The organism is Paraburkholderia bryophila (assembly GCF_013409255.1).
GTDB lineage: Bacteria > Pseudomonadota > Gammaproteobacteria > Burkholderiales > Burkholderiaceae > Paraburkholderia.
The window spans coordinates 1,819,694-1,844,418 of the sequence record NZ_JACCAS010000001.1; the positions used below are offsets into that span (position 1 = coordinate 1,819,694).

Genomic DNA, 24,725 nt, shown 5'->3' on the forward strand with positions numbered 1-24,725 from the left:
CGATGGGGTTCGATGGTTCAAAGGACGCCGCGCAACCACACGCCCGCGCGTCCCGCTCTGCATGACCGGCGTGGCCGCCCTGCCGCCTGAAACGGCATGGCGAACCGGCCGACGCCGGCGATCGATCGGCCAATTGTACAGAGGATCGCGCGCCTGCCTCCACGAACCGGGTCGAACTTGCCAGTCGGACGCTTTCGCGCCGGGTGCCACGCACCGCAAAAAATCCATCGGCCAGTACGCAGCGCGCGATGCTGCAAACGCACAAGGAAATCTTTTGTGAGGTTTGCATCTACTCGCAGTTTCGTTCCGTAAAGGCGGTTGAGGACTCGCTTCTTCTGCTGCATCGATTAGTTCTTCTCAGAAGAACAGAGGCCTCTTTGCGTCCGCGTTTTTGCGTTTTGCAACGCGTGAGCAGCAGTCGAGCGCGTGGTTGCATCGCCAGTCCGCGGCATAGGCAGCGAACCCATTGAGGAGCATGGCCATGTCGGAGTCCAGCAGCAAATCAGCAGAGCTTATCGATACATTCGACCGCCGGGTCGAACGGCGTCTGCAACGCAGACAGTTTTTCCGCAACGCCGGCGGCCTGGGTCTGGGCCTGGTCGGCGGCACGCTGATCAGCGCGTGCGGCGGCGGTTCGGGTTCGAGCGTGTCGGCTCAGAGCGCGCCGACCGATCCGGAGATTTTGAACTTCGCGCTGAACCTGGAGTACCTCGAATCGCAGTTCTATACGTACGCGACGACAGGCGCCGGGTTGGCGGCCAGCATGACGGCCGGCGTCGGCACGCTGGGCACCGTGATCCCCGGCCAGCAGGTGCCGTTCCAGGATCCGGTGGTGCAGGCGTACGCCAACGAGATAGCCAACGACGAACGCGAGCACGTCGCGTTCCTGCGCAGCGCGTTGGGTTCGGCGGCAGTGGCGATGCCGTCGATCGATATCGGCGGCACCGATCCGAACGGCGCGTTCTCGAACGCGGCGCGCGCGGCGGGTCTGGTCGGCGCGGGCGTCGCGTTCAATCCGTATGCGAACGACAACAACTTCCTGCTCGGCGCGTTCATCTTCGAAGACGTGGGTGTGACTGCGTATAAAGGCGCTTCGCCGCTGATCACCAACAAGACCTTCCTGGAAGCCGCCGCCGGCATTCTGGCGGCCGAGGCGTATCACGCGGGGCTGGTCCGCACGGTGCTGTACTCGAAAGGGATCAACACGACGAGCCTCGTCTCGGCCGCCAATGCGATCTCCGCCGCGCGCGACAGCCTCGACGGCAACGGCCACGACGATCAGGGAATCACCGGCGCAACCGCCGGCACCTCCAACATCGTGCCGCTCGACAGCAACGGGCTCGCGTTCAGCCGCAACTACAGCAACGTGCTCAACATCGTCTATCTGACGAGTTCGGTCGCGACCAAGGGCGGCTTCTTCCCGAACGGCGTGAACGGCGTGCTCAACATGAGCGCCTGACGCAAGCCGTTTGCTGCACCGGAAACGGGTCGTCGCGATGACGATCGCGCTCACCCGTTGGCCGGCCTTCTCCGTATTGCCTTGAACGCTTGACGACGGACAGGAGCAGTCATGAACGAAGCGACAGGTCAGGCCGCCGTGCCGCACACCCTCACCGAGCAAGCGTGTTTCGACGTTCGCGAAACGCTCGCAGGACGGCGGCGCGGCCTGCGCGCGATGCTGCCGTTCGCCGGACCGGCGGTGGTGGCCTCGATCGCCTACATGGACCCGGGCAACTTCGCGACCAACATTCAGGCGGGCGCCGGCTACGGCTATACGCTGCTGTGGGTGGTGGCGGTGGCGAACATCGTCGCGATGCTGTTCCAGTCGTTGTCCGCCAAACTGGGGCTCGTGACCGGCAACAATCTCGCCGAGTTATGCCGCGCGGCTTTACCGCGCCGCTACGTGCTCGCGATGTGGGGCATCAGCGAAATCGCGGCCATGGCGACCGATCTCGCCGAGTTCGTCGGCGGCGCGATCGGCGTGTCGTTGCTCACGCATCTGCCGATGATCCCAAGCATGCTGATCACCGCCGCCGTCACCTACGCGCTGCTGCAGTTCGAAAAGCGCGGCTTTCGTCCGCTCGAACTGGCAATCGCCGCGCTCGTCGGTGTGATCGGACTGTCGTATCTCGCCGAATTGCTGATCGCGCCGGTGCACTGGGCGTCGGTCGTCAAGCATACGTTCACGCCGGCCATGCCCGATAGCAATGCGTTGACGATCTCGGTCGGCATCATCGGCGCAACCGTGATGCCGCACGTGCTGTTCCTGCATTCGGGACTCACGCAGAATCGCGTGACGCCGCGCAATGAAAACGAGCGCGGCAAACTGCTGCGGTTCTCGAATATCGAAGTGGTGGTGGCGCTCGGCGTCGCGGGGCTCATCAACATGGCGATGGTGATCATGGCGTCGAGCGCGTTTCATGCGGGTCACGCGGATATCGCCAGCATCGAAACCGCGTGGCGCACGCTCACGCCGCTGCTTGGCGGCGCCGCGGCAGGATTGTTTCTTGCGGCGTTGATCGCGTCGGGCGTGTCGAGTTCGGTCGTCGGCACGATGGCCGGGCAGATGATCATGCAGGGGTTTGTCGGCTTTCACATTCCCGTGTGGGCGCGGCGTTTGATCACGATGGCGCCGGCATTCGCCGTCGTGGCGTGGGGCGTCGACGCGACGCGCGCGCTGGTGTTGAGCCAGGTCGTGCTCAGTATCGCGCTGCCGGTGCCGATGATCGCGCTGGTGTGGTTCACGTCGCGTGGCGACTTGATGGGCCGCTACCGGAACCGTCGCTCGACGACGATCGCCGCCGTGGTCGGCACGATCGCGGTGCTGGCGCTGAATCTGGTGCTGTTGCTGCAGGTGGCGGGGATTTCGCTGTGGTGAGGTGGTGAGGGTCGCTTAGGCGTTGCGGGTCTGAGGCGATCTGCCGCTGCATCCACTTGGCGGAAAGGCACGTACATTGTTCGAACGAATCATCTCGAACGGATCGACTGTCATGCCTCGACGCCTGCTCACCCTGACCGCCGCGCTGGCGCTCGCCGCCCTGGGCGGTTGCAGCGCCACCGGCGTGCTCAACGCCGCCGTCTCGCCAAAGAGTTTCCACGCCGACGACGATATCGCCTACGGCGCCAATCCGCGTCAGAAACTCGACGTCTACACGCCCACCGCCTCCGCGCCGCAACCCGGCGCGCACGGCCGTCCGATCGTCGTGTTCTTCTATGGCGGCAGTTGGCAAAGCGGCTCGCGCAGCAGCTATCTGTTCGTCGGCGCGGCGCTTGCCGCGCGCGGTTTCGTCGCCGTGCTGCCCGACTACCGGACATGGCCGGAAACGGCCTTCCCCGGTTTCGTCGACGACGCCGCCAGCGCCGTGCGCTGGGCCCGCGATCACGCGGCCGAATTCGGCGGAGACCCGTCGCGCATCTTCCTGATGGGACATTCGGCCGGCGCGCACATCGTGATGCTGCTCGCCACCGACGGCCGCTATCTCGCCGCGCAGCAGATGAGCAAAAGCGACCTCAGCGGCGTGATCGGCCTGGCAGGTCCGTACGATTTCCTACCGCTGCACGACGCCACGCTCGAAGATATTTTCCCGCGTGCGTTGCGCGCCGCGAGTCAGCCGATCAACTTCGTGCAGGGCGACGAACCGCCGATGTTCCTCGCGGCCGGCGAGCGCGACACAACCGTCGACCCGGGCAACACGGACCGGTTAGCGGCAAAGCTGCGGCTGTCGGGGGATAAAGAGGTCGAGGTGAAGCACTATCCGCGCGTCGGCCACGCGATGCTGGTGGGGGCCATTGCCGGACCGTTGCGGGGGTTTGCGCCGGTGCTCGACGATAGTGTGGCGTTTATCAACAGCCAGGCGACGATCGCGGTGCGGCGGGAAAGCGCGGCGCAGGCGACTGATGTGGCGTCACAGTCGGCGCCGGCGCCGTTGCCGGTTGCGCGCCGATCCGGGTCCGGCAACGTGATTCAAATGCGTCGCTGGACGAAGGCTGAGGCGGTGCCGTGCGAGGCGGCTTCAACGTCGGCGTCAACGTCAACGTCGATCGTCGAGGCGCCTTGCCCGAGACATGGGACACCGGGTCACGGCGACTAAGCGGGCGACTGAACGGCTCACTCCCCGAGCCCCAGCAAATGCTTGCGCAAGGTCGGCGCACGCGTCGACGGATCGAGCCAGATGCCGAAGAACGCACGCGCAAACGCAGGATCGTCGAACTCGCCCGTCATGCGATCGCCCGCATAAAAGCGCACGCCCTTATCCGGCAGATTGACCGCGCTCAACTGATCGCCGGGCGCGACGTCGACGAACGCCTGCAGCATGTCCGCGCGCCAGCGCGCTAGCGTCTCGGCGGGAATCGGCGCATCGGCCAGACGTTTGATCTCGCCGATACCCGTCTCCGCCAGCCGCTCACGCTTGATTCCGCGCGTATAGACAATGTGCAACGCAAAGCGCTCGTCGTAATCGACCGGCGTGCGTTCGCTCCACAATTGCGCGCGATACAGCCGGAAGCCGAACACGGTGAAATCCCCTTCGCCGACGAGTTTCGCCGACTGCACGTCGCCGCGCCAATCGGCGCAGGCGGCGCCGGCCCACAGCACCAGCAGCAGCAGCAGCAGAGCGGCGAGCTTGCGCATGTCAGTCCGCCCGGGCGAGCACGAACTGCATCACGTCGGTGCGCCCTTCGTCGAAACCGGCTTCGCAATACGCCAGATACAGCCGCCAGGTCCGCACGAAAATCTCGTCGAAGCCCTGCGTCCGGATCGTATCGAGTTGCGCTTCGAACTCACTGCGCCAGCGGCGCAAGGTCTCGGCATAATCGCGGCCGAATGCCAGCGACGTCGACGCCACCAGCTTGCCGCGCCGTGCCGCGTCGATGAAACGCTGCGGGCTCGGCAGCATGCCGCCCGGAAAAATGAATTCGCGGATGAAGTCGCTGGTCGCGCGATACGCGGCGAAATGCGAGTCGTCGATCGTGATGGTTTGCACCACCGCGCGCGCGCCGGGCAGCAGACGCTCACGCAGAATGCTGAAGTACGTCGGCCAGAATTTCTCGCCGACCGCCTCGAACATTTCGATCGATACGATGCCGTCGTATTGCCCGGTCAGCGTCCGGTAGTCACGCAGTTCGAGCTGCACATGATCGTCGAGACCGGCCTCGCTCACGCGCGTCCGGCCGAATTCGAGCTGCGCCGGCGAGATCGTCACGCCATGCACCTGAATGCCCTGGCGCGCCGCATGCATCGCGAAACCGCCCCAGCCGCAGCCAATTTCCAGCACCCGCATGCCCGCGCGCAACCCGAGTGTATCGATGATGCGTTGATACTTCGCGTGCTGCGCGTCTTCGAGCGATTGATGGAAATCGCCGTCGAACACCGCGCTCGAATACGTGAAGGTCGGATCGAGCCACTGCGCGTAAAACGCGTTGCCGATGTCGTAATGCGCGTGAATATTGCGCCGGCTGCCCGAGCGCGTATTCGGCCGCAGCTTGTGGCGCAACCCATACCAGAGTTGCGCGAGCCAGCCGCCGTACACCGTGCGTTGCAGCGCGCGTTCGTTGCGGATCGCGACCCGCAGCAGCGCGGCGAGATCCGGCGTATCGACCCAGAACGAACGCCACGCGTCGGCGAAACCGATGTCGCCCTTGCGCAGAATCGCGCCGCACGCGCGCCAGTCACGCAACTCCAGACGCGCGCCCGGCGCCGCGTGCGGATCGCCGAACACATGCGGCTGACCGTCGGGCGTGATCAGTTCCAGATGCCCGACCTGAATCCGCTCGAGCAAGGACAGAAACAGACGGGCTGACGCGGGGGCGGATTGTTGCCCGCTCAGGGTTCTGGAAAGCGCCATGGCGGAATCTCCTCAATCGGACGAAATGGAACGCGCAGCGGTGGACGGTTGGCCCGCTGCGGCGTGGTCGGTGGATGCGTCGGCATTGCGCCCCGGCGCGGGATGTTTGCCGTAGAACGGCGCTTTCTTCAGCACGAGGCGCACGGCCTGCCAATGAATTCTGGCGACGACGCCGAGCGTCAACAGCGGCTGGCGCAGCAACGCGCCGAACGCGCTGGCGCGTGTCAGCGGTTGCAGATGGCCACCCAGCGCGGTGCGGATTAGCAGACCGTCGGCGTCGCGGTAGTCGATCGCGACCGCCGCGTAATGCCGCGTCTCCCTGACGCGAAACGTGTAGCCACCTTCCACACGGCAAAACGGCGACACGTGCAGCACTTTTCTGCACATGAGTTGCGTCTCCGCGGTGATCGGCGCGTTGCCTTCGGCGCTCAACAGATAGCTGTGACGCGCGCCGAAGGTGTTGCGCACTTCGGCCAGCAGCGCGCGCAGATTCCCGTCGCGGTCGTGACAGAACCAGAAGCTCACCGGATTAAACGCGTAGCCGAACACGCGCGGAAACGCTTGCAACCAGATCTTGCCGTCCGCTTCGTCGATGCCCGCCGCCGATAGTTGCGCGCGCATCCACACGGCAAGATCGCTGCCGTCGCGCGGACCGTGGTCGCGCGTATGCAGACCAAGCGGCCGCCAACGGTCGATGCCGAACCAGCCGCTAGAAAGCGACGCCAGCCGGTCCAGGTCGCAGCGCACGTAGAACACCGGATACGTGAAGCGATGCGGCCGTGGCCGCAGACGCTCGTGCATCACCTGCCCCGTCAGGAGCCAGGCGGCCGGATCGACGCTGGCGCGGTCGGGACTCATAGCTTCGCCCATGCCGGTGAAGCGTCGAAATCGGCGGCCACGCGCAGCGCCGATTTCAGGCCGTCCTCGTGAAAACCGTAGCCCGTCCATGCGCCCGCGAACCACGTGCGGCGCTTGCCTTGCAACTGCGGCAGACGGTGCTGCGCATCGATCGCGGCCAGATCGAACAGCGGATGGTCGTAGACGAAGCGGCGCAATTCGGTGCCCGGCGCGGGCTGCGTCACCGGATTCAGCGTGACGACCAGCGGTGTCTTGAACGGCAGCGGCTGCAACTGGTTCACCAGATAACTGACGCACACCGGATGCGTGCCGTCGACCCGGCGGCTGCCCAGGTAATTCCATGCCGACCACACGCGTTGCCGGCGCGGCAGCAGACTCGTATCGGTATGCAGCACGGCAACGTTCGGCTGATAGCGCACCGCGCTCAACACGCCGCGCTCGTCCTGATCGGCGTCTTCCAGCAGACGCAGCGTGGTCGGCGCGTGGGTGGCGAGCACCACGGCGTCGAAGCGCTGCGCGCTGTCGTCGGTAAAAATGTCGACGCCGTGCGCGTCACGCCGCACGCCGCGCACGGCGGTGTCGATGCGCACGTCGGTGAGCGTGTCGACGATGCGGCGCACATATTCACGCCCGCCGCCGACCACCGTCCGCCACTGCGGACGCCGGTTCACCTGCAGCAACGCGTGGTTCAGGCAGAAGCGCAGGAACGTGGTGGCTGGGAACGCGAGAATGTCGGAGGTCGCGCTCGACCAGATCGCGGCGGCCATCGGCAGCAGATAGTGGCGCTGGAACGCGCCGCCGTAGCCGCCGGCCGTCAGCAGGTCGCCCATCGACGCGCGCGTTTGCGTCGCGAGTTCGAGGTTCTGCTGGGCGCTGCCGTTAAAACGCATGATGTCGCGCAGCATGCCGATGAACGTCGGTGAGAACAGGTTGCGGCGTTGTGCGAACACGGTGTTCAGATTGGTGCCGGCCCATTCGAGGCGGCCTTCGTCGAGCGAGACCGAGAAGGTCATTTCGCTCGGGTGCGACTGCACGCCCAGTTCGGCGAACAGCGCGATCAGATTCGGGTAGGTGCGGTCGTTGAACACCAGGAAGCCGGTGTCGACGGGATGCGTGTGGCCTTCGAGCGTGACGTCGACGGTATTGGTGTGACCGCCAATGTAGCCGGCCGATTCGAACAGCGTGACCTGATGGTTGCGCGCCAGCAGATAAGCACTGGCGAGGCCCGAGATGCCGCCGCCGATAACCGCGACCCGCGAGCCGCGCGGTAGTGGGGTGGTCGGTGCGGGGTGGGTCATGGGCGCGTCTCCTGATCGGGGGGCGCGCAGTCGGTGAATAGGATGTGGCGGGGGTTGCGCGTCCTTGAGGGGATTTACGCAACGCGGACCGGAATGGATGCAGGGGTGGCGGAATTAGGGGGCTGATTCTGTGATGTGAAATGGGCGCAGCGGGATGATCCGCATGCGCCCATTTCATGGCTTGGCTTGTTAGTCTCGCGCCAGGCGGCGCGAGACGGGTGGCGAGACGACGCTCCGCCGATGCGTTTTAGTGCAGCGGGATGATCAGATGCTGGCCGATCAGGATCAGATTGGGGTTCGGCAGGTTGTTGCGCTTCTGCACGTCCACATAGCGGGCGCCGCTGCCCAACTGGCTGAGCGCGATGGCGTTCAGCGTGTCGCCCGACCGCACCACGTAGGTCTTCTCGCCGCCGCTTGCCGCCGTGGTCAGCACCTGGTCGCTGATGAAATATTTGCGCAGCAGGTCGAGATACGCCGGCGACTGCTTGACCTTGGCGATGGCCGAGTTCAGGTAGATCAGCAGCGCGCCGTCTTCCTTGCGCACGCCGACCTTGTACGAGAGGTTCGAGCCGTCGAGCTTGGTGACCGCGAACTTCAGGTCGGTGCCCTTGATCTCCGCGACGCCGAACGGATAGTCGTACACGATCGCATCGACCTGGTGGCCGTCGAGGAAGTGCGCCATCCACGAGCGCTGTCCTTCGATGCTCGCGTCCGACAACTCGACGATCTTGCTATCCGGAAAGGCTTTCTGCACGAACGCCTTCACGTCGGGGTCGCCTTGCAGCACGCCGACCGTCTTGCCCGCCAGATCCGCCGCGGAGCGCACCGGCGAACCCTGCGCGACGATCAGCGAATAGCCGAAGTCCTCGACGTACGGAATCGAATACACGACGCCGCTCGGCGTGTTGTCGGGGAAGGTCAGACCGTCCATCGCGACATCGACGACCGCGTTGCCCTGCTGGTCGGTTTTCGTGAGCTGGTCGGGGACTGCCGGGTAGGTGTCCACGCCGTGATGCGTGTCGACCGTGATGGTCGGATGATCGCCCGAGGTGAACTCTTTCTGCGCGAACAGCAGCTTGGCGAAGTCGACGTTGAAGCCTTGCGGCTTGCCGTTGTCTTCCGAGTAGAACGGCCGCGACGGATTTTCGACGCTGACACGCACGACGCCGTTGCTCAGGATCGATTTCAGCGTGTCCTTGTTGGGCACGAAGCCGTCTGGATTGTTGGCGACGGGCGGCGTCGCGGCCGTGGTGGTGCCGCTGTTGCTGTTGCCGTTGCCGTTGCTGCCGGTATTGCCGTTGCTGCCGCCGTTGCCGTTATTGCCGGTGTCGATGCCGTTCACCGTGGCGGCATCTTTGTTACCGCCCTGCCCGTAGTTGAGGTTTTTCAGGCCGCCTTCGTGGATGTACCAACCAGCCGCCAGCAAAATCAGGAAAAGAACCGAACCCAGAATTTTCTTCATTTTTGGTCGAGTCGAGTTATCGGAGGGTGCGCGGAGGGTGCACCGGGATTAGTGCGGTGCGGTCGGCGAGCCGATTTGCGGGGCGGGTGGCGTAAGCGTGCCCATTTCGGTGGCGGCCTTTGCTTGCTGCACTTCGGCGCTTTCCATCAGCGACGTTTCCATTTCGGAAAACGCTTTATTGACCGAGTTCATGACCGAATCGAGCGCGGCGTCGGTTTTGATTTGCGCGAAGGTGTCGCTGGTCTGCATGCCGGCGATCTTGTTCATGCGTTGCGCGGACTGCGACATATCCCACAGCGCCTTGGCGCGGTCGATCGCGTCGGCGAAACGCTTGAGTTCGTCCTGTACCTGTTTATAGCGGCCCTCGCGAAATGCGAGCAGCTTTTTCATGGTCGCCAGCTGGTTTTCGAAACGCGCGGCGTCTTCCGGATATTGCTTTTTGAATTGCGCGGTTTTGTCTTCGAAGTTTTTTACTTCGGTGCGGAAATCGGTGATGCTTTTCTTGAAGCGCTCGGCGCCTTCCTGTTTTTCGGCCAGTTCGTTGTAGAGCGTTTCGATCGGATTGGATTTCGCTTCGTTCACGAACATCTTGACCTTCTGGTTCGCGAACTTCATGGCGAGCACGGGACCGAAGTTGATCGCGGCGAGACCGATGACCGCGGCGAGAATCAGGCCGACGAGGCCTTTGACCAGCAGGATGGCGAGCGGCGCACCGATGGCGATGCACAACCCGATAATCGACCACTTGATGAGCTTGTACTTCGTGCTGCTTTTGGTCGCGTCAACGACCGTATTGCCGACTGACATGTGAATCCCCTTTTGAAGCCTGTTTTACAAAACTGCGTTTGCAAAAAAACTTACGGGACGTCTTTGTGGCTTGTGCGGCTTTATTACTTTGCCGTTGCGGGCTGGGTTTTTGGACTCCAGCGGGCAAACGCGGTATGACTTTACAACCACTCAGGCGACGGGGGAAGTGGGGGTGGTTTTGGCGTGCGATTGGAAAGGGTTGGCAGGAAATTAAACGCTCGTTGATTCTGACGAAGTCAAGTCGCGAATATTTCACAATGCTTTCATTGAGGTTGTGGGGCGTGACGTCATCTTCTGATACGTCACGCCCATGCCGAAACCCTTCTGCGTTCGCGCGGCCGCGCGGCGCTTCGCTCACGCTGGAGCTTTTGCCGGCGCGGCGAGCCATTCGCGGCCCTTCAGCAAGCCGTTCCAGTACAACCACGGCAGAAAGCCGGACTTCAGATGCCAGGCGAGCGCGCGCGGCACCGTTGGGTCGAGCGGGAAGGTGGGCAGCAGTTTGCCGCCGTAGCCGAATTCCGCCAGCACGACCTTGCCTCTCTCGACCGTCAGCGGACACGCGCCGTATCCGTCGTAGAGCGCAGGCAATGGTTTAGCGTCGATCGACGCCAGCAGATTTTCGGCGACGACCACGATCTGTTTGCGAACCGCCGCGGCCGTTTTGGCGTTGGGCGCGGAACACGCATCGCCGAGGGCGAACACCTCCGGATAGCGCGGATGCATCAGCGTCGCGTGATCGACTTCGCACCAGCCGGCTTTGTCGGCGAGCACGCTGTTGCTGACCACGGGCGGCGGAAGCTGCGGCGGGACCACGTGAAGCATGTCGAACGGCTTCTCGACACGAACGACGCCGCCGGCCGCGTCCTTCACGGCGAACGTTGCGATCTTGCGAGCGCCGTCGACGCTGATCAGATTCGAGCCGAACGCCAGCGACGCCTGATAGCGCTCCACGTATTTCATCAACGACGGCACGAATGCCGCCACGCCGAACAGCACGTCGCCGGCCAGATTGAATTCGACCTCGACCTTGTCGAGCACGTGCTGTTTGCGCCAGTAATCGCACGACAGATACAGCGCTTTTTGCGGCGCACCCGCGCATTTGATCGGCATGCCCGGTTGCGTGAACAGCGCCTTGCCGCCCTTCAGTTCACGGACCAGTTGCCAGGTGTACGGCGCGAGATCGAACCGGTAGTTCGACGTCACGCCGTTTTTGCCCAGCGTCTCCTCCAGCCCTTCGATTTTTTCCCACGCGAGCCGCAAGCCGGGACACACGATCAACCGCTGGTAAGCGAGCGCGCGCCCGTTGTCGAGCCGAACGAGATGCTGTTCGGGGTCGATGGCGTTGGCGCTCGCTCGTATCCAATGCGCGCGCTCGGGCATGACGGACGACATGGGCCGCACGGTGTCGCCGATATTGAACGCGCCGCCGCCGACCAGCGTCCACGCCGGCTGATAGAAATGGCGTTCCGCCGGCTCGACGATCGCGATGCGCAATCCGGGACGGCGGCGCAGCAAGCTCGCCGTCACGCCGATACCCGCGGCGCCACCGCCGATCACAACGATGTCAAACGTTTCCGGGCTGTCTGAAGCTGCTGCAGTCGTACTCATCGCGATACCTTTGCTTCCGGAGAGTTGGGTTTTGCCGGTCGACGCTTTGCAACGGTAGTCGGTGCCGTCGTCAGGCAGATAGGGGTCGCCTCGAACCGTTATGCGTTAAGCGTTAAGCGCTATTCAATGAATTTATATCTCGACTCACATTCTAGCGCATTGAACACGCGATAACGATTCCGTCCGCCCTTCAAGATTTTAGATATAGCCATGGCGCATTTTTTATTTTATTTACCGATATAAGGTGATACTCCTTCACAGGCGCCGTCTATTTTTCACATTAAAAAATAGAGCCATTTATTATCAGAATGCATTTCGCATTAAGATACATTCAAAATACTACAATAAGCCATTTTTTCAATAACTTATGCCATATACGTGCCGGTTACGTAGTTTCTACGGATACGCCGGCGTCCTTTTAACGCGACAATTATCAAGACGTCTCGCATTGCTTTCGGATCAGTACGAAACGGACGAACTGCAGCCAAACGAGGGAGCGCGCGCGGACTTTATATGCCCCACACATTCATCTGCGCAACACGAGCAACACATGAAAAAGAATCTTAAATTCCGCATCGGCGCCACCTGGCTGTGTATCGAGAATCGCGATGAATCCGCGCCGGAGTATCCGGATTCGGTATCGGTCGTCTTGCGGCAAAGTCAATTGAACGGCCAGCCTGGCCGGCGTATCGAGATGACCCCGCGCGTGCAGCGAAACGCCATCCTCGCACTGGGTCTGCGCCTGCTCGATCTGGCGGGTCGCATGACGCCGGAAACAACGTCATCGGATAGTCAATCGACGCCCGGCAACGAACCATCGCCGAGCTTGCTCGACGAGTTCGATGCGACGGAGGTTGAACTCGTCGAAAGCCTGCCGCACGAGGAGCCCGTCGAGTTCGCGCGCGACGTATCGCAGAGCGCGAAGCGCCTGCGTAAGCGCATGCCGATCCTGCGCGCCGCACAAAGCGTGCTGGAGCAGTGCAACGATGAGACTGCCACCCGTCTTTACCTGACGCTCGTTGCGGCGGACATGGACGGCAGCTTGCCGTCAGTACGTGTGCCCATCGTTGCCGAGTCGAGTTGGTCGCCCTGTTTCGAACAATGTGTGAGAACACCGGACACGACGGAACACTGAAAATCATCAAAGCGATACGGATTTAATCCATAAGGCATCTTTAGTTGATTGCGGATACCAAGACCATGTAATCTGCAATCCATCCGCCCGATTGAGCAAGATTCGGAGCACCTATGATTCACCATGGTTTTTTGCGTAAGACCGATCATGAAATCCGATAGCGCAATTATCAGCTTCATAGAGAATTTTCCGGTCTCCGCCAGCCTGAAGGAAGCGGACACCGGCAAATACATTATTAATAATAGATACAATTCCCGGCAATTCGGCGTTGAGAATCCGGCGGAGCTTGTGGGTCTGACGATCAATGACCTGAAATTCTGTCAACCGGAATGGGGCGCGCAATACGCAGCCGCAATTCAGAAGCTTGATTTTCGCGCACGCGAAAAGAAAACGCACGTACTCGGCAGGCATCAATTTCTCGACGACAGCGGCGAAGCCCAACTCGAGGAAATGGTCAAATTCCCGGTGCTGGGTTCCCGAAAGAATATTCTGGGCATCGTCACCTATCGGAATGACATTACGCCCACGCTGCCGCCCAACAGCCTCTATCAGCTCTACCTGAATTTCTACGACGTCACGAGTGCGATCAAGCGTGTGCTGGCGTGTCTCGAGATCGTTCAATACTTCGTCACGCTACCTACCGATGCCCAGTTCCGGGTTTTCCTCTTGAAGACTGAGCGGCTCGCCAACAAGGAAATCGCCAAGTTTCTCGGCACGTCGGACCGGACAGTGGAAACCCATCTGGACGCCCTGCGCAACAAGGTAGTCGACGGCAATCTGCCCCACGTCCTGTCCCTCGTCAAATGGCATACCCCCTACGCTTCCGATTCAACCCCCTGCTGAGAATTGCGCTCACCGCCAATCTGTTCGAGTGGTACGAATTCTCGCTGACGGCTTTCATGGCGCTTGAAATCGGCCGGCTTTTCTTTCCCGCCGCCAATGACAAGACGGCTCTCATGCTGAGTTTCTCGGTGTTCGCGAGCAGTTACCTGGCACGGCCTTTCGGTAGCGTCTTTTTCGGCGTACTGGGTAATCGGTTCGGCACGGGGACGGCCCTCAGATTAAGCATGATCGGCATGGCAATTCCGGCGTCGCTGATCGCTTTTTTGCCGACCTATCAGACGGCGGGCTATCTCGCGACGGGGCTGCTCATCGCCCTGAAAATACTGCAAGGTTTCGCGGCCGGCGGTGAGTTGCCGTTGAGCGGTTATTTTGTGTCGCTCAACGTGGTGGATAAAAATCGCGGGCTCTACTGCGCCGTGGTCGTGGCGAGCGGCTTCGTCGGTATGTTGCTGGCGTCGGGGATCGTTCTAGCTCTGCCCTATTGCAGCGCAATGCTGCAACGCTTACCGGCGGCGGCTCGCGGCGGGTATCTCACCGAGGTATGGCGCTGGCCGTTTCTGCTGTGCATTCCGCTCTCGCTGTGGATTTATTCGCTCAGGTCTTCGATTTCGACGAAGCCGGGTAATCAAGAACATCGTGCATGGCATGCGCGGCCCATATTGCCGTTGATACAAGCCATTGTTCTGGTTGCGTTCATGGAGGCGCATCTTTATACGGCGTTTGTCTGGCTGCCGGGTTATCTGCGCACCTATCTCGGCGTGTCGAGCTTCGACGCTCATTCGACCAACGTGATTACGCTGGTGATTTTTTCGCTGTCGATGGTCGCAGCGGGTTATGCCACGCGCTGGATAGAGGCATCGAGGCTCGCCCTCATCGGTATCGTGTCTCTGGTCTGCAGCAGTTATCCGCTGTTTGCGTTTCTGCAGCGCGGTGATTTCCTGACGCTGCTGCTGGTGCAGGCGGCATTTGCCGTCATGGCGGGTTGTCTGGTCGGCGTTATTTTTGTCGTGCTGCCCGACCTGTTCAAAGACAACTGGCGCAGTTTTGGTATGGTGACCACCTATTCGCTCGCTACCGCGGTGTTCGGTGGAACAGCGCCTGTTGTGGGCGCTTATCTGATCAAGGTGACGCATCTGCTAACCGCCCCCGCGCTCTATATCACCGCGATGGGAGTGCTGGCCGCGCCGGTTGCGTACAGCATTTGCATGAAGCAACGGAACTTGATTCAGGCCGCCGTTGATCCGGCTGAGGCCTAACGACGACGTGCGTCGTCATCGATTGTTTAACGCTTTTCGCTGAGCTTTAATGAGTCATCTAATGCAGTTACCGCAGACGTTTCTGGTCACGCCTGAGCCATTGGCTGGCAGACCTTTTGGCGACTTTATCGCGTGCCTGGAACGCAGTCTCGATGCGGGCGTCCGCCTGGTGCAGTTGCGCGCCAAGACACTGACTGCGCCGCAGTATGCCGAGTTGGCCGAACAGGCATTGGCGTGCTGCCGGCGCTACGATGCGCGCCTGCTGTTGAACGCGTCGGCCGATGTGGCGCTGGCCTTGCACGCCGATGGTGTTCACCTCACCAGTACTCGGCTGATGGCCTGTACCAGCAGGCCGCCGCCTTCTGGACTGCTGGTTTCGGCTGCGTGCCACGACGAGCGTCAGGTGCTGCATGCGAACCGGATAGGCGCCGATTTACTGACCATCTCGCCCGTCATGCCGACGGCAACTCATACCACCGCCACACCGTTGGGCTGGCCGCGTTTTCGTGAGCTTGTGGCGCTGACCACGGTCCCGGTTTATGCGTTGGGCGGGATGAGTGTTGATAGCCTGGATGAAGCTCGCAAGTCGGGGGCCCAAGGCATTGCGGCGATACGTTCGCTTTGGGTTAGCGCTGGTGAATAAGGGGAGAGTCTTCAGGCAATTCGACTCGAAGCGAGATTTTGAGCCGCCAAACAAAAAACCCCGCAAGTCATAGACTTTACGGGGTTTTCTGAAGAATCTTGGCGGAAAGGGTGAGATTCGAACTCACGGTACCCCTAAAGGTACACTGGATTTCGAGTCCAGCGCATTCGACCACTCTGCCACCTTTCCGGGTCTTCCAACTCATCAGCGGTAAGGCTGGTTCGTCAGATCCAAGCGGGTCGTTGCTTGGGAGAGAAAGATTATAGAACAGCTTAATACGATTTCCAAGCCCCTCGTCAAAAAAACTTCAAAGAGACCGGGTCAAGCGATCCGCGGCAGCGACAAGGCTAGCGACATCAACCCGCCGCTGCCTTACCAACAACCATCAAGCCGCCGCCACTTCCAACCGTTCTGTTCCACCGAGGTACGGACGCAACGCCGCCGGCACCGTCACCGAGCCATCGGCATTCTGGAAGTTCTCCAGCACGGCGACGAGCGTACGCCCCACCGCCAGCCCCGAACCGTTCAGCGTATGCACCAGCTCCGGCTTGCCTTGCGCATTGCGGAAACGCGCCTGCATCCGGCGAGCCTGGAACGACTCGGTATTCGAGCAGCTCGAAATCTCGCGATACGTGTTCTGCGCCGGCACCCACACTTCGAGGTCGTAAGTCTTCGCGGCCGAGAAGCCCATGTCGCCCGTACACAGCGTGATCACGCGATACGGCAACTCCAGCTTCTGCAGAATCGCTTCCGCATGACCGACCATCTGTTCCAGCGCCTCATACGACGCATCCGGCGCGACGATCTGCACCATCTCGACCTTGTCGAACTGATGCTGGCGGATCAGGCCACGCGTGTCGCGGCCGTACGAGCCCGCTTCCGAGCGGAAGCACGGCGAATGCGCGGTCAGCTTGATCGGCAGCGCGTCGGCTTCGAGGATGCTATCGCGCACCGTGTTGGTCAGCGAAATCTCCGACGTGGAAATCAGATACTGCGTGACGGTATTCTCTTCACCGCCCTTCTCGACACGGAACATGTCGTCGGCGAATTTCGGCAACTGGCCGGTGCCGTACAGAATTTCCGGATTCACGATGTACGGCGTGTAAACCTCCGTATAACCGTGCTGCTCCGTATGCGTGTCGATCATAAACTGCGCCAGCGCGCGATGCAGCCGCGCAATCTGGCCGCGTAGCATCGTGAAACGCGCGCCCGACAGCTTCGCGCCGGTCTCGAAGTCGAGGCCGAGCGGCGTGCCGACGTCGACGTGATCCTTCACCTCGAAATCGAACTGGCGCGGCGTGCCCCAGCGGCGCACTTCCACATTGCCGGCTTCGTCGGCGCCGTGCGGCACGCTTTCGTGCGCGAGGTTCGGCACGCCGAGCAGCAGGTCCGACAGGCCCTTCTGAATCTCTTCGAGGCGGGCCGCCGACGCCTTCATCTCGTCGCCGATACCGCCCACGTCGGCCATCAGCGCCGAGGTGTCTTCGCCCTTGCCTTTCATCGCGCCGATCTGCTTCGACAGGCTGTTACGGCGCGCCTGCATCTCTTCGGTACGGGTCTGGGTATCGCGGCGTTCCGCTTCGAGCGCGGTGAAAGCCGCCGCGTCGAGGGTATAGCCGCGGTCGGCGAGGCGCTTGGCGACGCCGTCGAGGTCTTTGCGCAGCAGCTGAATGTCGAGCATGGGATGGGGCGGGTGTTCGTTATATGAAGCTGGGATTTTAACGCACCGGCGCGGGCGGCCGGTGCGTTAGATGATGCGCGCGTGCGGAATGCCGGCACCGGGCGAATCCGCTCAGTCCTTCTTCGGCTTGTTCTCGCTGCGCCACTGCGCATCCAGTTCGGCCAGACGCGCCATCTTGTCGCCGATCTTGCCTTCCAGACCGCGCGGCGTCGGCTCGTACCAATGCGGATCGCGCATATTGTCCGGCAGATAGGTCTCGCCGGCCGCATACGCATCGGGCTCGTCGTGCGCGTAGCGGTATTCGTGACCGTAACCGAGCTCCTTCATCAGCTTGGTCGGCGCATTGCGCAGATGCACCGGCACGCCGCGCGACTGATCCTTGCCGACGATCCGCCGCGCTTCGTTGTACGCGTTGTACCCGGCGTTCGACTTCGGCGCGACCGCCAGATAAATGATCGCCTGAGCCAGCGCCAGTTCGCCTTCGGGCGTGCCGAGGCGCTCGTAGGTTTCGGCGGCGTCGAGCGCGATGCGGGCCGCGCGCGGGTCGGCGAGACCGATGTCCTCCCACGCCATCCGCACGATGCGGCGTGCGAGGTAACGCGGGTCCGCGCCGCCGTCGAGCATGCGGCAGAACCAGTACAGCGCGCCGTCCGGGCTGCTGCCGCGCACCGATTTATGCAGCGCGCTGATCTGGTCGTAGAACGCGTCGCCGCCCTTGTCGAAGCGGCGCAGATTCTCGGCGAGCGCGCTGCCCAGCAACGCGCCATCGATCTCGGTGGTTTTCTGCTGCGCGGCCGCGCGGGCGACGATTTCGAGGTTGTTCAGCAGCTTGCGGCCGTCGCCGTCGGCGGAACCGATCAACGCGTCGCGCGCTTCGTCGGTGAACGTGAGGCCGCCGAGTTCCTGCTGTGCACGGTCGAGCAACTCGCGCTGCTCGTCGTCGGTGAGACTCTTCAGCACGTAGACGGCGGCTCGCGAGAGCAATGCGCTGTTCACTTCGAACGACGGATTCTCCGTCGTCGCACCGACGAACACGAACAGCCCCGACTCGACGTGCGGTAAAAACGCGTCCTGCTGGCTCTTGTTGAAGCGATGCACTTCGTCGACGAACACCAGCGTCTGGTGCCCGTTCGCGCGATGAATCTGCGCGGTCTCGACGGCCTCGCGGATATCCTTCACGCCCGACAGCACCGCCGACAACGCGATGAACTCGGCATGAAATGCGTCGGCCATGAGCCGCGCGAGCGTAGTTTTACCGACGCCGGGCGGGCCCCAGAGGATCATCGAATGGGCTTCGCCGGATTCGAACGCGACCCGCAGCGGCTTGTTCGGGCCGAGCAGATGCTTCTGGCCGATCACTTCGTCGATATTGCGGGGCCGCAGGCGTTCGGCGAGCGGAACATTGGCGCGGGGTTCTTCAAACATGACGTTTTGGGGATAATCTCGGCTTTTCCGGACGCGGTCCGTATGAAGGCGGCGGGTGGCCGGATGAGTCAGGCCGGCACTTCAGCGTGCGAAAGTGCGGGCAAGGTCCTGCATTATGACAGTGACGACAGCCGCAACATCAGAATCGGCAACACCAGAATCAGCATCACCAACAGGGACAAGACCAGATGGCACAAGATCCACTCGCCGGCGACGCCGGTTCCACCTACGCACCGCTCCTGCCGGTGCCCGACGCGCGTCGCGCATTCCGCACCGGCGACGCATTCGCGCTCTGGTTCTCGCTCGGCATCGGCCTGCTGGTCGCGCAAGCAGGCGCGCTGCTGGTGCCCGGCTTATCGCTGCCGCATGCGTTGCTGGCCATCGTGATCGGCAGCGTGATCGGCGTGGTGCTGCTGGCGCTCGCCGGCGTGATCGGCACCGACACCGGCCTCGCGGCGATGTCGTCATTGCGGCCGACGCTCGGCGTGCGCGGCGCATCGGTGCCGGCCGTGTTGAACGCGGTGCAACTGGTCGGCTGGGGCTCGTTCGAAGTGATCGTAATGCGCGATTCCGCCGACGCGCTCGCCAAACAGTCGTTCGGCTTCTCGATGCCGCTGATCTGGACCGTGGTCTTCGGCTTGCTGGCGACGCTGCTGGCGATCAGCGGCCCGCTCTCGTTCGTGCGTAAATTCCTGCGCACGTGGGGCATCTGGCTGCTGCTCGCGGGCGCGGCGTGGCTCACGTATAACCTGCTGGCCAAACACGATCTGGCCGCGCTGATGCGTCGTCCGGGCACGGGCGAAATGTCGTTCGGCGGCGCAATCGATCTGGTGGTGGCGATGCCGCTGTCGTGGCTGCCGCTGATCGCCGATTACACGCGCTTCGGCCGCAAACCCAGCGAGACATTCCGCGGCACGCTGCTCGGCTACGGCATTGCGAACCTGTGGTTCTACGCGCTCGGCGCGATTTACGGCCTCGCGGCCGGCGGCGGCGATGCCTTGCTGACCGGCGCGCTGGCCCAGGCCGGTGGCGGCCTCGCGCTGCTGCTGATCCTGATCGACGAAGTCGACAACGCGTTCGCCGACATTCACTCCGCCGCGGTCTCGACCGGCACCTTCTGGACGCGCGGCAGTGTGCCGATGCTGTCGGCCGCGTTCGGCGCACTCTGCACGCTGGTCGCGCTGCTGGTGCCGATGGCAAAGTATCAGAACTTCCTGCTGCTGATCGGCTCGGTGTTCGCGCCGCTGTTCGGCGTGGTGCTGGTAGATCACTTCATCGTCCGCAAACGCCGGATCGAAGCCGCGGTGCTCGCCGATCTGCAAGGCCGTTACGGCTTCTCCGGCGGCTGGCATCTGAGCGCGTTTGCCGCGTGGGCGATCGGTATCGTGTCGTATCAGGTGATTAATCAATGGCTGCCGAATCTCGGCGCAACATTGCCCGCGCTGGCGATCGGCGCGGTGTGTTACTTCGTGCTGGTGTCGGCGCGCAAGACCGCGTATGCGTGAGGGTTGATGTCACGCGGTAGCGTCGTCTGAATATGCGAAAAGGCCTGCAAATGCAGGCCTTTTCTACTTTCGCGGTGCGCGGTACGACGCGCGGCTTATCGCGTCTTATCGCGTGGAAGCCCGATACTCGACGCCCGGCAGCACACACAGCAATTCGAACGCCAGATTCGCGCCCAGCAGCGCGGTGGTGCCGAACGGATCGTACGGCGGCGCGACTTCCACCAGATCGCAGCCGACGATATTCAGCCCATGCGAGCCGCGAATGATTTCGAGCGCCTGCGGCACGGTCAGCCCAGCGATTTCCGGCGTGCCCGTACCCGGCGCGAAAGCCGGATCGATCCCGTCGATGTCGAACGTGATGTACACCGGGCCGTCGCCCATGCGTTCGCGCACACGCGCCATCAGCGGCGCCAGCGACTGGTTCCAGCACGCCTCGGCCTGCACGACTTCGAAGCCCTGATCGCGGCACCAGTCGAAGTCTTCCGCCGCGTAACCCGTGCCGCGCAAACCGATCTGCACGACCCGTTCGCAATCCAGCAGGCCTTCTTCGACCGCGCGGCGGAACGGCGTGCCGTGCGCGATCTTCTCGCCCATCATCGTATCGTTGACGTCGGCGTGCGCGTCGACGTGAATCAAACCGACCTTGCCGTGCTTGCGATGAATCGCGCGCAGGATCGGCAGCGCGATGGTGTGGTCGCCGCCCAGCGTGATCGGCTTGCAATCGTGCTGGAGAATTTCGTCGTACGCGGCTTCAATCCGTGCGATCGAGTCGTGCAGGTTGTACGGATTGATCGCGACGTCGCCGAGATCGGCCACCCGCAGCGAATCGAACGGCGCGGCGCGCGTCGCCATGTTGTACGGGCGCAGCAGCACCGACTCGCTGCGGATCTGGCGCGGCCCGAAACGCGCGCCGGTACGGTTCGAAGTGCCGAGATCGAACGGCACGCCGACGAAGCAGGCGTCGAACCCTTCGGCCGAGCCGACGTTCGGCAGGCGCATCATCGTCGCGATGCCGCCGCAGCGGGGCATGGCGTTACCGGAGAGCGGCTGCGGCCGTTCGCCGGCGTCGGGAGAAATGAAGGAAGAAGGTTTCATCGTGGCTCGGCAATGAAAAGGCGCTGCAAACGGACTGCAAGCGAAAAACGTGCGAACCGGCCGAGGAGAAAGCATAAGAAGCGCACCTTGCCGGGCGAATCTGGATTCTTAAGCAGTTTCCCTGAAGTTAAAATACGAACAGAATAAACTTCACATCGATTTTCAGCGATGTATCCTGACGCATGTTCTCTCAACTCACCGATCTCGACCTGCGGCTGATCCGCGTGTTCCTCGCCATCGTCGACGCGGGCGGCGTGTCGCCCGCCCAGGCGACCCTCAACGTCGGCCAGTCGACCATCAGCACACAGCTCGCCACGCTGGAAACGCGTCTCGGCTACCGGCTGTGCGAACGCGGCCGCGGCGGCTTCAGCCTGACCGCGCGCGGCGAGCAGTTCATCGACGCGGCACGCGCGCTGTTATCCGCGGTCGATACCTTCGGCATGCAGGCGCGCAACGTTGGCCGCAAGCTGGTCGGCACGCTGGATATCGGCATGATCGGCCACACGCCAGTGTCGGCCAGCGCCCGTATCAGCGACGCGATCGGCCGCTTCCGGGCGCGCGATCAGTCGGTGCGGTTTTCGATTCTGGTGCGCTCGCCGGGCGAGCTGGAAGAGTTGCTGCTCAATGGGCGGATTCAGGTTGGCATCGGCTATTTCTGGCATCGCGTGCCGTCGCTCGAATACACCGAGGTGTTCGCCGAAGACCAGCTCGCGTATTGCGCGAAGGGGCATCCGCTGTTCACGCTGGCGGGCGCGGTGCCGCCCGCCGAGGCCGCACAGCATGAATGGGCGTGGCGGAGTTATCCGCTGCCCGAGGCCGAGAGTTCGACCACGCCGCAGAACGTGACCGCCGTTGCGGACAATATGGAAGCGGTCGCGATGCTGGTGTTGTCCGGGCATCACCTCGGCTATTTGCCGGGGCATTTCGCGGCGCCGTTCGTCAAGCAGGGGCTGCTCGCGGCGTTGAATCCGGAGCTGATGCGCTACCGCGTCGCGTTTCATATGGTGACGCGGGGGCGGCAGCATCGCACAGATATCGTCGAGGCGTTTATCGACGATATGAAGGCCGCGCATCCGGCGCAGGTTCTGGAGGTGGAGGCGTAGTCGAGCTGACCGTGCCCGCCGGCCCCCACCCCGGGATAGTCAGGTAATAGCGGGTCGAGCGCCCCGCACCGACCCTGCCCAGTATGCCCATGTCCTCGAGCTCGATGAGTTCGCGCGACGCCGTGGCCCGCGACGTGCCGCCGACGCTCTCGTATTTCCTCGTGTTCATGCCGCCTTCGAAACCATGGGGACCGGCATCGAGCAGCAGCTTGACGACTTTGCGCTGCCGAGTGGTCAGTACCTTGTCCTGATGGTTCATCCAGAAAAGGGCTGTTGCGAGCGCGGCGTCCATGACGCCGGACGCTTCTTCGCAAGACACCCGCACCTGCTCCACGAACCATAGAACCCATGCGGTCACGTCCAGATCGCCATGCTGGGCGCGTTCGAGCTGCTCGTAGTAGTCGCGCCGCTTGTCGAGCAGGCGCTGCGAGGTACGGATCAACCGGCTGATCTCACCGTTTTCGCGCGCCAGCACGAGATCGATGAGAACTCGACCGACGCGACCGTTCCCGTCCTCGAAGGGATGAATCGTCTCGAACCACAGGTGAGCGAGTGCCGCTTTGACCAGACTGTCGTGCTCCGTCGTGGCGTTGAACCAGTCCAGGAATTGCTGCATTTCGGCCGGGACGTGGGCCGACGACGGCGCCTCGTAGTGGACCCTTTCGCGTCCGAAGCCCCCACTGACCACTTGCATCGGCTCGGCATGCTCGCGGTAGGCCCCGACAAGAATTTTCGTCATGCCCGAGTAGCCGGTCGGGAAAAGCGCCGCCTGCCAGGCGCACAGACGCTCATGCGAGAGTGGCGCCGCCCTTTGCAGCACCGCGTCGTCCATGATGTCGAGCAGGCCTTCGACGTTTCGAGGCGCGTTGGCGCCGTCCTGATTCCCGACACCGAGCCGCCGTGCCACGGACGAACGCACCGCGGTAAGGTTGATGCGTTCACCTTCGATAGCGGCTGTTGCGACGGCATCCTGACTCCAGGCTTCGGCGGCGAGCTCGAGGCGCTGTTCGAAGCCCAGACCGGCCAGCTTGCCTTCGACCACGCCTTGCGCCCGGTGCGCGCGCGCCAGTTCGGCACCGACCTGAATGACGTCATAGTGCATGCCGGGCCACGTGGGGGCTTGCCAGATAAGGAACTGTGTCGGTGACATGGCGGGATGAGCCTTGAGTCGATTGCGGGCTTTAATCGACTCACAACGTGAGTCGATTCTGAGTATAGTCGACTCTGAGGCGATTGATCGTTTAATCGACTCAAATTGTGAGTCGATTAAACGATCAACGATGAACAGCTCCCGGGCCCGGCAAGACCCGGCATAAAAAAGCCTCGGTAAGTCGATGACTTACAGAGGCTTTTGGCAAAATCGAAACCCACTACAACGGGCGAGGCGCCAGGCCTGACGCCTGGCGCGAACGCTTACCCGTTGATCACATCCGCACCCTTCGGCACCGTAAACTTGAACGCATCCGCCGGCAACGGCGGGTTCTTCTGAATGTTCGAGAACGTCAGCAACGTCACGTTGCCGAACACGTCGTGCAACTCCATCGCTTCGAGATTGCCGTCCTTGAAGCCGATGCCCACGCGTTGAAACTGCGTGTCTTTCGCTTTCGGCGTCAGTTCGAGCCAGTCGATGCCGGCCTTCACGCCCGCGTCGCGCAGCGTGAAGTTCTTATCCAGATCGTTGCTGCCGAACAGGATCGCCGCCGGGCTCGCGCCCAGCGCGCCGCCGAGGCTGCGCACCGTCACCTGATTCAGATCCTTGTCGTACACGTAGAGCTTGTCGCCGTCCGCCTGCAGCAGTTGCGCATAGGGCTTCTCGTATTGCCAGATGAACTTGCCGGGACGCGCAAACGTGAACGTGCCGCTCGACGTACCGGTCTTGCCGGCGCCGCTGGTAGACAGCACGCCGCTCGCGCCCTGCGCCTTGCTCGGCGCACGCACTTCCTGCTGCACGAAGGTGCCGCGTGCCGAATGCACTTGCGCGACGAACGCCTTCAGTTGCTCGGTGCCGCTCGCGAATGCCTGCGACGCCACCAGCATCGACGCGCCGATCGCCACGCTGCCGACACCACGCACCAACGTGCGCGCGAATTGGCCGAAGCGGCTGGATTGAGCACTCTGTCGAGCGTGCTGCTGCGCGAATAGCTGCATAGTGTTTTTCTCCCT

Annotated in this window: 21 protein-coding genes and 1 tRNA gene; 9 read left to right on the top strand and 13 right to left on the bottom strand. The window is 62.6% G+C overall.

Features of this window, described 5'->3' with window-relative positions; genetic code table 11:
* The first annotated feature begins 481 nt into the window (after positions 1 to 481).
* The 3 genes from GGD40_RS08155 to GGD40_RS08165 all read left to right on the top strand — a co-directional run bounded on the left by GGD40_RS08155 (position 482) and on the right by GGD40_RS08165 (position 4,091).
* On the top strand, positions 482 to 1,459 hold the full coding sequence (locus GGD40_RS08155) for a ferritin-like domain-containing protein (RefSeq protein ID WP_179743316.1): 978 nt from the start codon (positions 482 to 484) through the stop codon (positions 1,457 to 1,459).
* 111 nt (positions 1,460 to 1,570) lie between these two features.
* On the top strand, positions 1,571 to 2,878 hold the full coding sequence (locus GGD40_RS08160) for an Nramp family divalent metal transporter (protein ID WP_179743317.1): 1,308 nt from the start codon (positions 1,571 to 1,573) through the stop codon (positions 2,876 to 2,878).
* 112 nt (positions 2,879 to 2,990) lie between these two features.
* Complete coding sequence (locus GGD40_RS08165) at positions 2,991 to 4,091, top strand: alpha/beta hydrolase (RefSeq protein WP_257030375.1); 1,101 nt, start codon at positions 2,991 to 2,993, stop codon at positions 4,089 to 4,091.
* A gap of 17 nt (positions 4,092 to 4,108) precedes the next feature.
* Here GGD40_RS08165 and GGD40_RS08170 read toward each other — a convergent pair whose 3' ends face one another.
* The 7 genes from GGD40_RS08170 to GGD40_RS08200 form a co-directional block, all read right to left on the bottom strand.
* Positions 4,109 to 4,630, bottom strand: a complete 522-nt coding sequence (locus tag GGD40_RS08170) for a chalcone isomerase family protein (RefSeq protein ID WP_179743318.1) — start codon at positions 4,628 to 4,630, stop codon at positions 4,109 to 4,111.
* A gap of 1 nt (position 4,631) precedes the next feature.
* On the bottom strand, positions 4,632 to 5,843 hold the full coding sequence (locus tag GGD40_RS08175; protein WP_179743319.1) for an SAM-dependent methyltransferase: 1,212 nt from the start codon (positions 5,841 to 5,843) through the stop codon (positions 4,632 to 4,634).
* A 12-nt stretch (positions 5,844 to 5,855) separates the two neighbouring features.
* On the bottom strand, positions 5,856 to 6,701 hold the full coding sequence (locus GGD40_RS08180) for a DUF1365 domain-containing protein (protein WP_179743320.1): 846 nt from the start codon (positions 6,699 to 6,701) through the stop codon (positions 5,856 to 5,858).
* Positions 6,698 to 7,999 carry an NAD(P)/FAD-dependent oxidoreductase gene (locus tag GGD40_RS08185; protein ID WP_179743321.1) on the bottom strand — a complete coding sequence of 434 codons (1,302 nt, stop codon included), beginning with the start codon at positions 7,997 to 7,999 and terminating at the stop codon, positions 6,698 to 6,700. Before GGD40_RS08185 ends, GGD40_RS08180 begins: the two co-directional genes overlap by 4 nt.
* Before the next feature lie 247 nt (positions 8,000 to 8,246).
* The gene (locus GGD40_RS08190) at positions 8,247 to 9,461 is read right to left on the bottom strand and encodes a transporter substrate-binding and LysM peptidoglycan-binding domain-containing protein (RefSeq protein ID WP_179743322.1); all 1,215 of its coding nucleotides are present in this window, start codon (positions 9,459 to 9,461) and stop codon (positions 8,247 to 8,249) included.
* A 48-nt stretch (positions 9,462 to 9,509) separates the two neighbouring features.
* Complete coding sequence (locus tag GGD40_RS08195; RefSeq protein WP_179706362.1) at positions 9,510 to 10,268, bottom strand: hypothetical protein; 759 nt, start codon at positions 10,266 to 10,268, stop codon at positions 9,510 to 9,512.
* A gap of 354 nt (positions 10,269 to 10,622) precedes the next feature.
* Positions 10,623 to 11,876: an NAD(P)/FAD-dependent oxidoreductase gene (locus GGD40_RS08200; protein ID WP_179706364.1), complete on the bottom strand. Its 1,254-nt coding sequence runs from the start codon at positions 11,874 to 11,876 to the stop codon at positions 10,623 to 10,625.
* Between the two features lie 550 nt (positions 11,877 to 12,426).
* Here GGD40_RS08200 and GGD40_RS08205 point away from each other — a divergent pair.
* From GGD40_RS08205 to GGD40_RS08220, 4 genes are all read left to right on the top strand, one after another.
* Positions 12,427 to 13,011, top strand: coding sequence for a hypothetical protein (locus tag GGD40_RS08205; protein WP_179743323.1), 585 nt, complete (start codon positions 12,427 to 12,429; stop codon positions 13,009 to 13,011).
* A 147-nt stretch (positions 13,012 to 13,158) separates the two neighbouring features.
* On the top strand, positions 13,159 to 13,854 hold the full coding sequence (locus GGD40_RS08210; protein ID WP_179743324.1) for a LuxR family transcriptional regulator: 696 nt from the start codon (positions 13,159 to 13,161) through the stop codon (positions 13,852 to 13,854).
* Positions 13,815 to 15,110, top strand: a complete 1,296-nt coding sequence (locus GGD40_RS08215) for an MFS transporter (RefSeq protein WP_179743325.1) — start codon at positions 13,815 to 13,817, stop codon at positions 15,108 to 15,110. The genes GGD40_RS08210 and GGD40_RS08215 overlap by 40 nt, the downstream gene beginning before the upstream one ends.
* A gap of 61 nt (positions 15,111 to 15,171) precedes the next feature.
* Positions 15,172 to 15,753 carry a thiamine phosphate synthase gene (locus GGD40_RS08220; RefSeq protein ID WP_373565264.1) on the top strand — a complete coding sequence of 194 codons (582 nt, stop codon included), beginning with the start codon at positions 15,172 to 15,174 and terminating at the stop codon, positions 15,751 to 15,753.
* A 99-nt stretch (positions 15,754 to 15,852) separates the two neighbouring features.
* Here the strand turns inward: GGD40_RS08220 and GGD40_RS08225 are convergent.
* From GGD40_RS08225 to GGD40_RS08235, 3 genes are all read right to left on the bottom strand, one after another.
* Positions 15,853 to 15,942 (bottom strand) — tRNA-Ser (locus GGD40_RS08225).
* 196 nt (positions 15,943 to 16,138) lie between these two features.
* The gene (serS, locus tag GGD40_RS08230) at positions 16,139 to 17,434 is read right to left on the bottom strand and encodes a serine--tRNA ligase (RefSeq protein WP_179743327.1); all 1,296 of its coding nucleotides are present in this window, start codon (positions 17,432 to 17,434) and stop codon (positions 16,139 to 16,141) included.
* Between the two features lie 111 nt (positions 17,435 to 17,545).
* Entirely contained in the window at positions 17,546 to 18,859 is a 1,314-nt protein-coding gene (locus tag GGD40_RS08235; RefSeq protein ID WP_179743328.1) for a replication-associated recombination protein A, read from the bottom strand.
* Positions 18,860 to 19,047: 188 nt separating this feature from the next.
* Between GGD40_RS08235 and cytX the strand changes: the two genes are divergently transcribed.
* Positions 19,048 to 20,364 (top strand): putative hydroxymethylpyrimidine transporter CytX, encoded by a 1,317-nt coding sequence (gene cytX / locus GGD40_RS08240; RefSeq protein ID WP_179743329.1) that lies wholly within the window; start codon positions 19,048 to 19,050, stop codon positions 20,362 to 20,364.
* A gap of 105 nt (positions 20,365 to 20,469) precedes the next feature.
* Here the strand turns inward: cytX and speB are convergent, their stop codons facing one another.
* Entirely contained in the window at positions 20,470 to 21,459 is a 990-nt protein-coding gene (gene speB / locus GGD40_RS08245; protein WP_035552395.1) for an agmatinase, read from the bottom strand.
* Between the two features lie 182 nt (positions 21,460 to 21,641).
* Here speB and GGD40_RS08250 point away from each other — a divergent pair, with 182 nt between their 5' ends.
* Entirely contained in the window at positions 21,642 to 22,562 is a 921-nt protein-coding gene (locus GGD40_RS08250; RefSeq protein ID WP_179706379.1) for a LysR family transcriptional regulator, read from the top strand.
* On the opposite strand, the gene GGD40_RS08255 is transcribed toward GGD40_RS08250, so the two are convergent.
* On the bottom strand, positions 22,507 to 23,712 hold the full coding sequence (locus GGD40_RS08255) for a Fic family protein (protein ID WP_257030376.1): 1,206 nt from the start codon (positions 23,710 to 23,712) through the stop codon (positions 22,507 to 22,509). The two genes, GGD40_RS08250 and GGD40_RS08255, sit on opposite strands and share 56 nt — an antisense overlap.
* Before the next feature lie 263 nt (positions 23,713 to 23,975).
* Entirely contained in the window at positions 23,976 to 24,710 is a 735-nt protein-coding gene (lolA, locus tag GGD40_RS08260; RefSeq protein WP_179706383.1) for an outer membrane lipoprotein chaperone LolA, read from the bottom strand.
* Between the last annotated feature and the right edge of the window lie 15 nt (positions 24,711 to 24,725).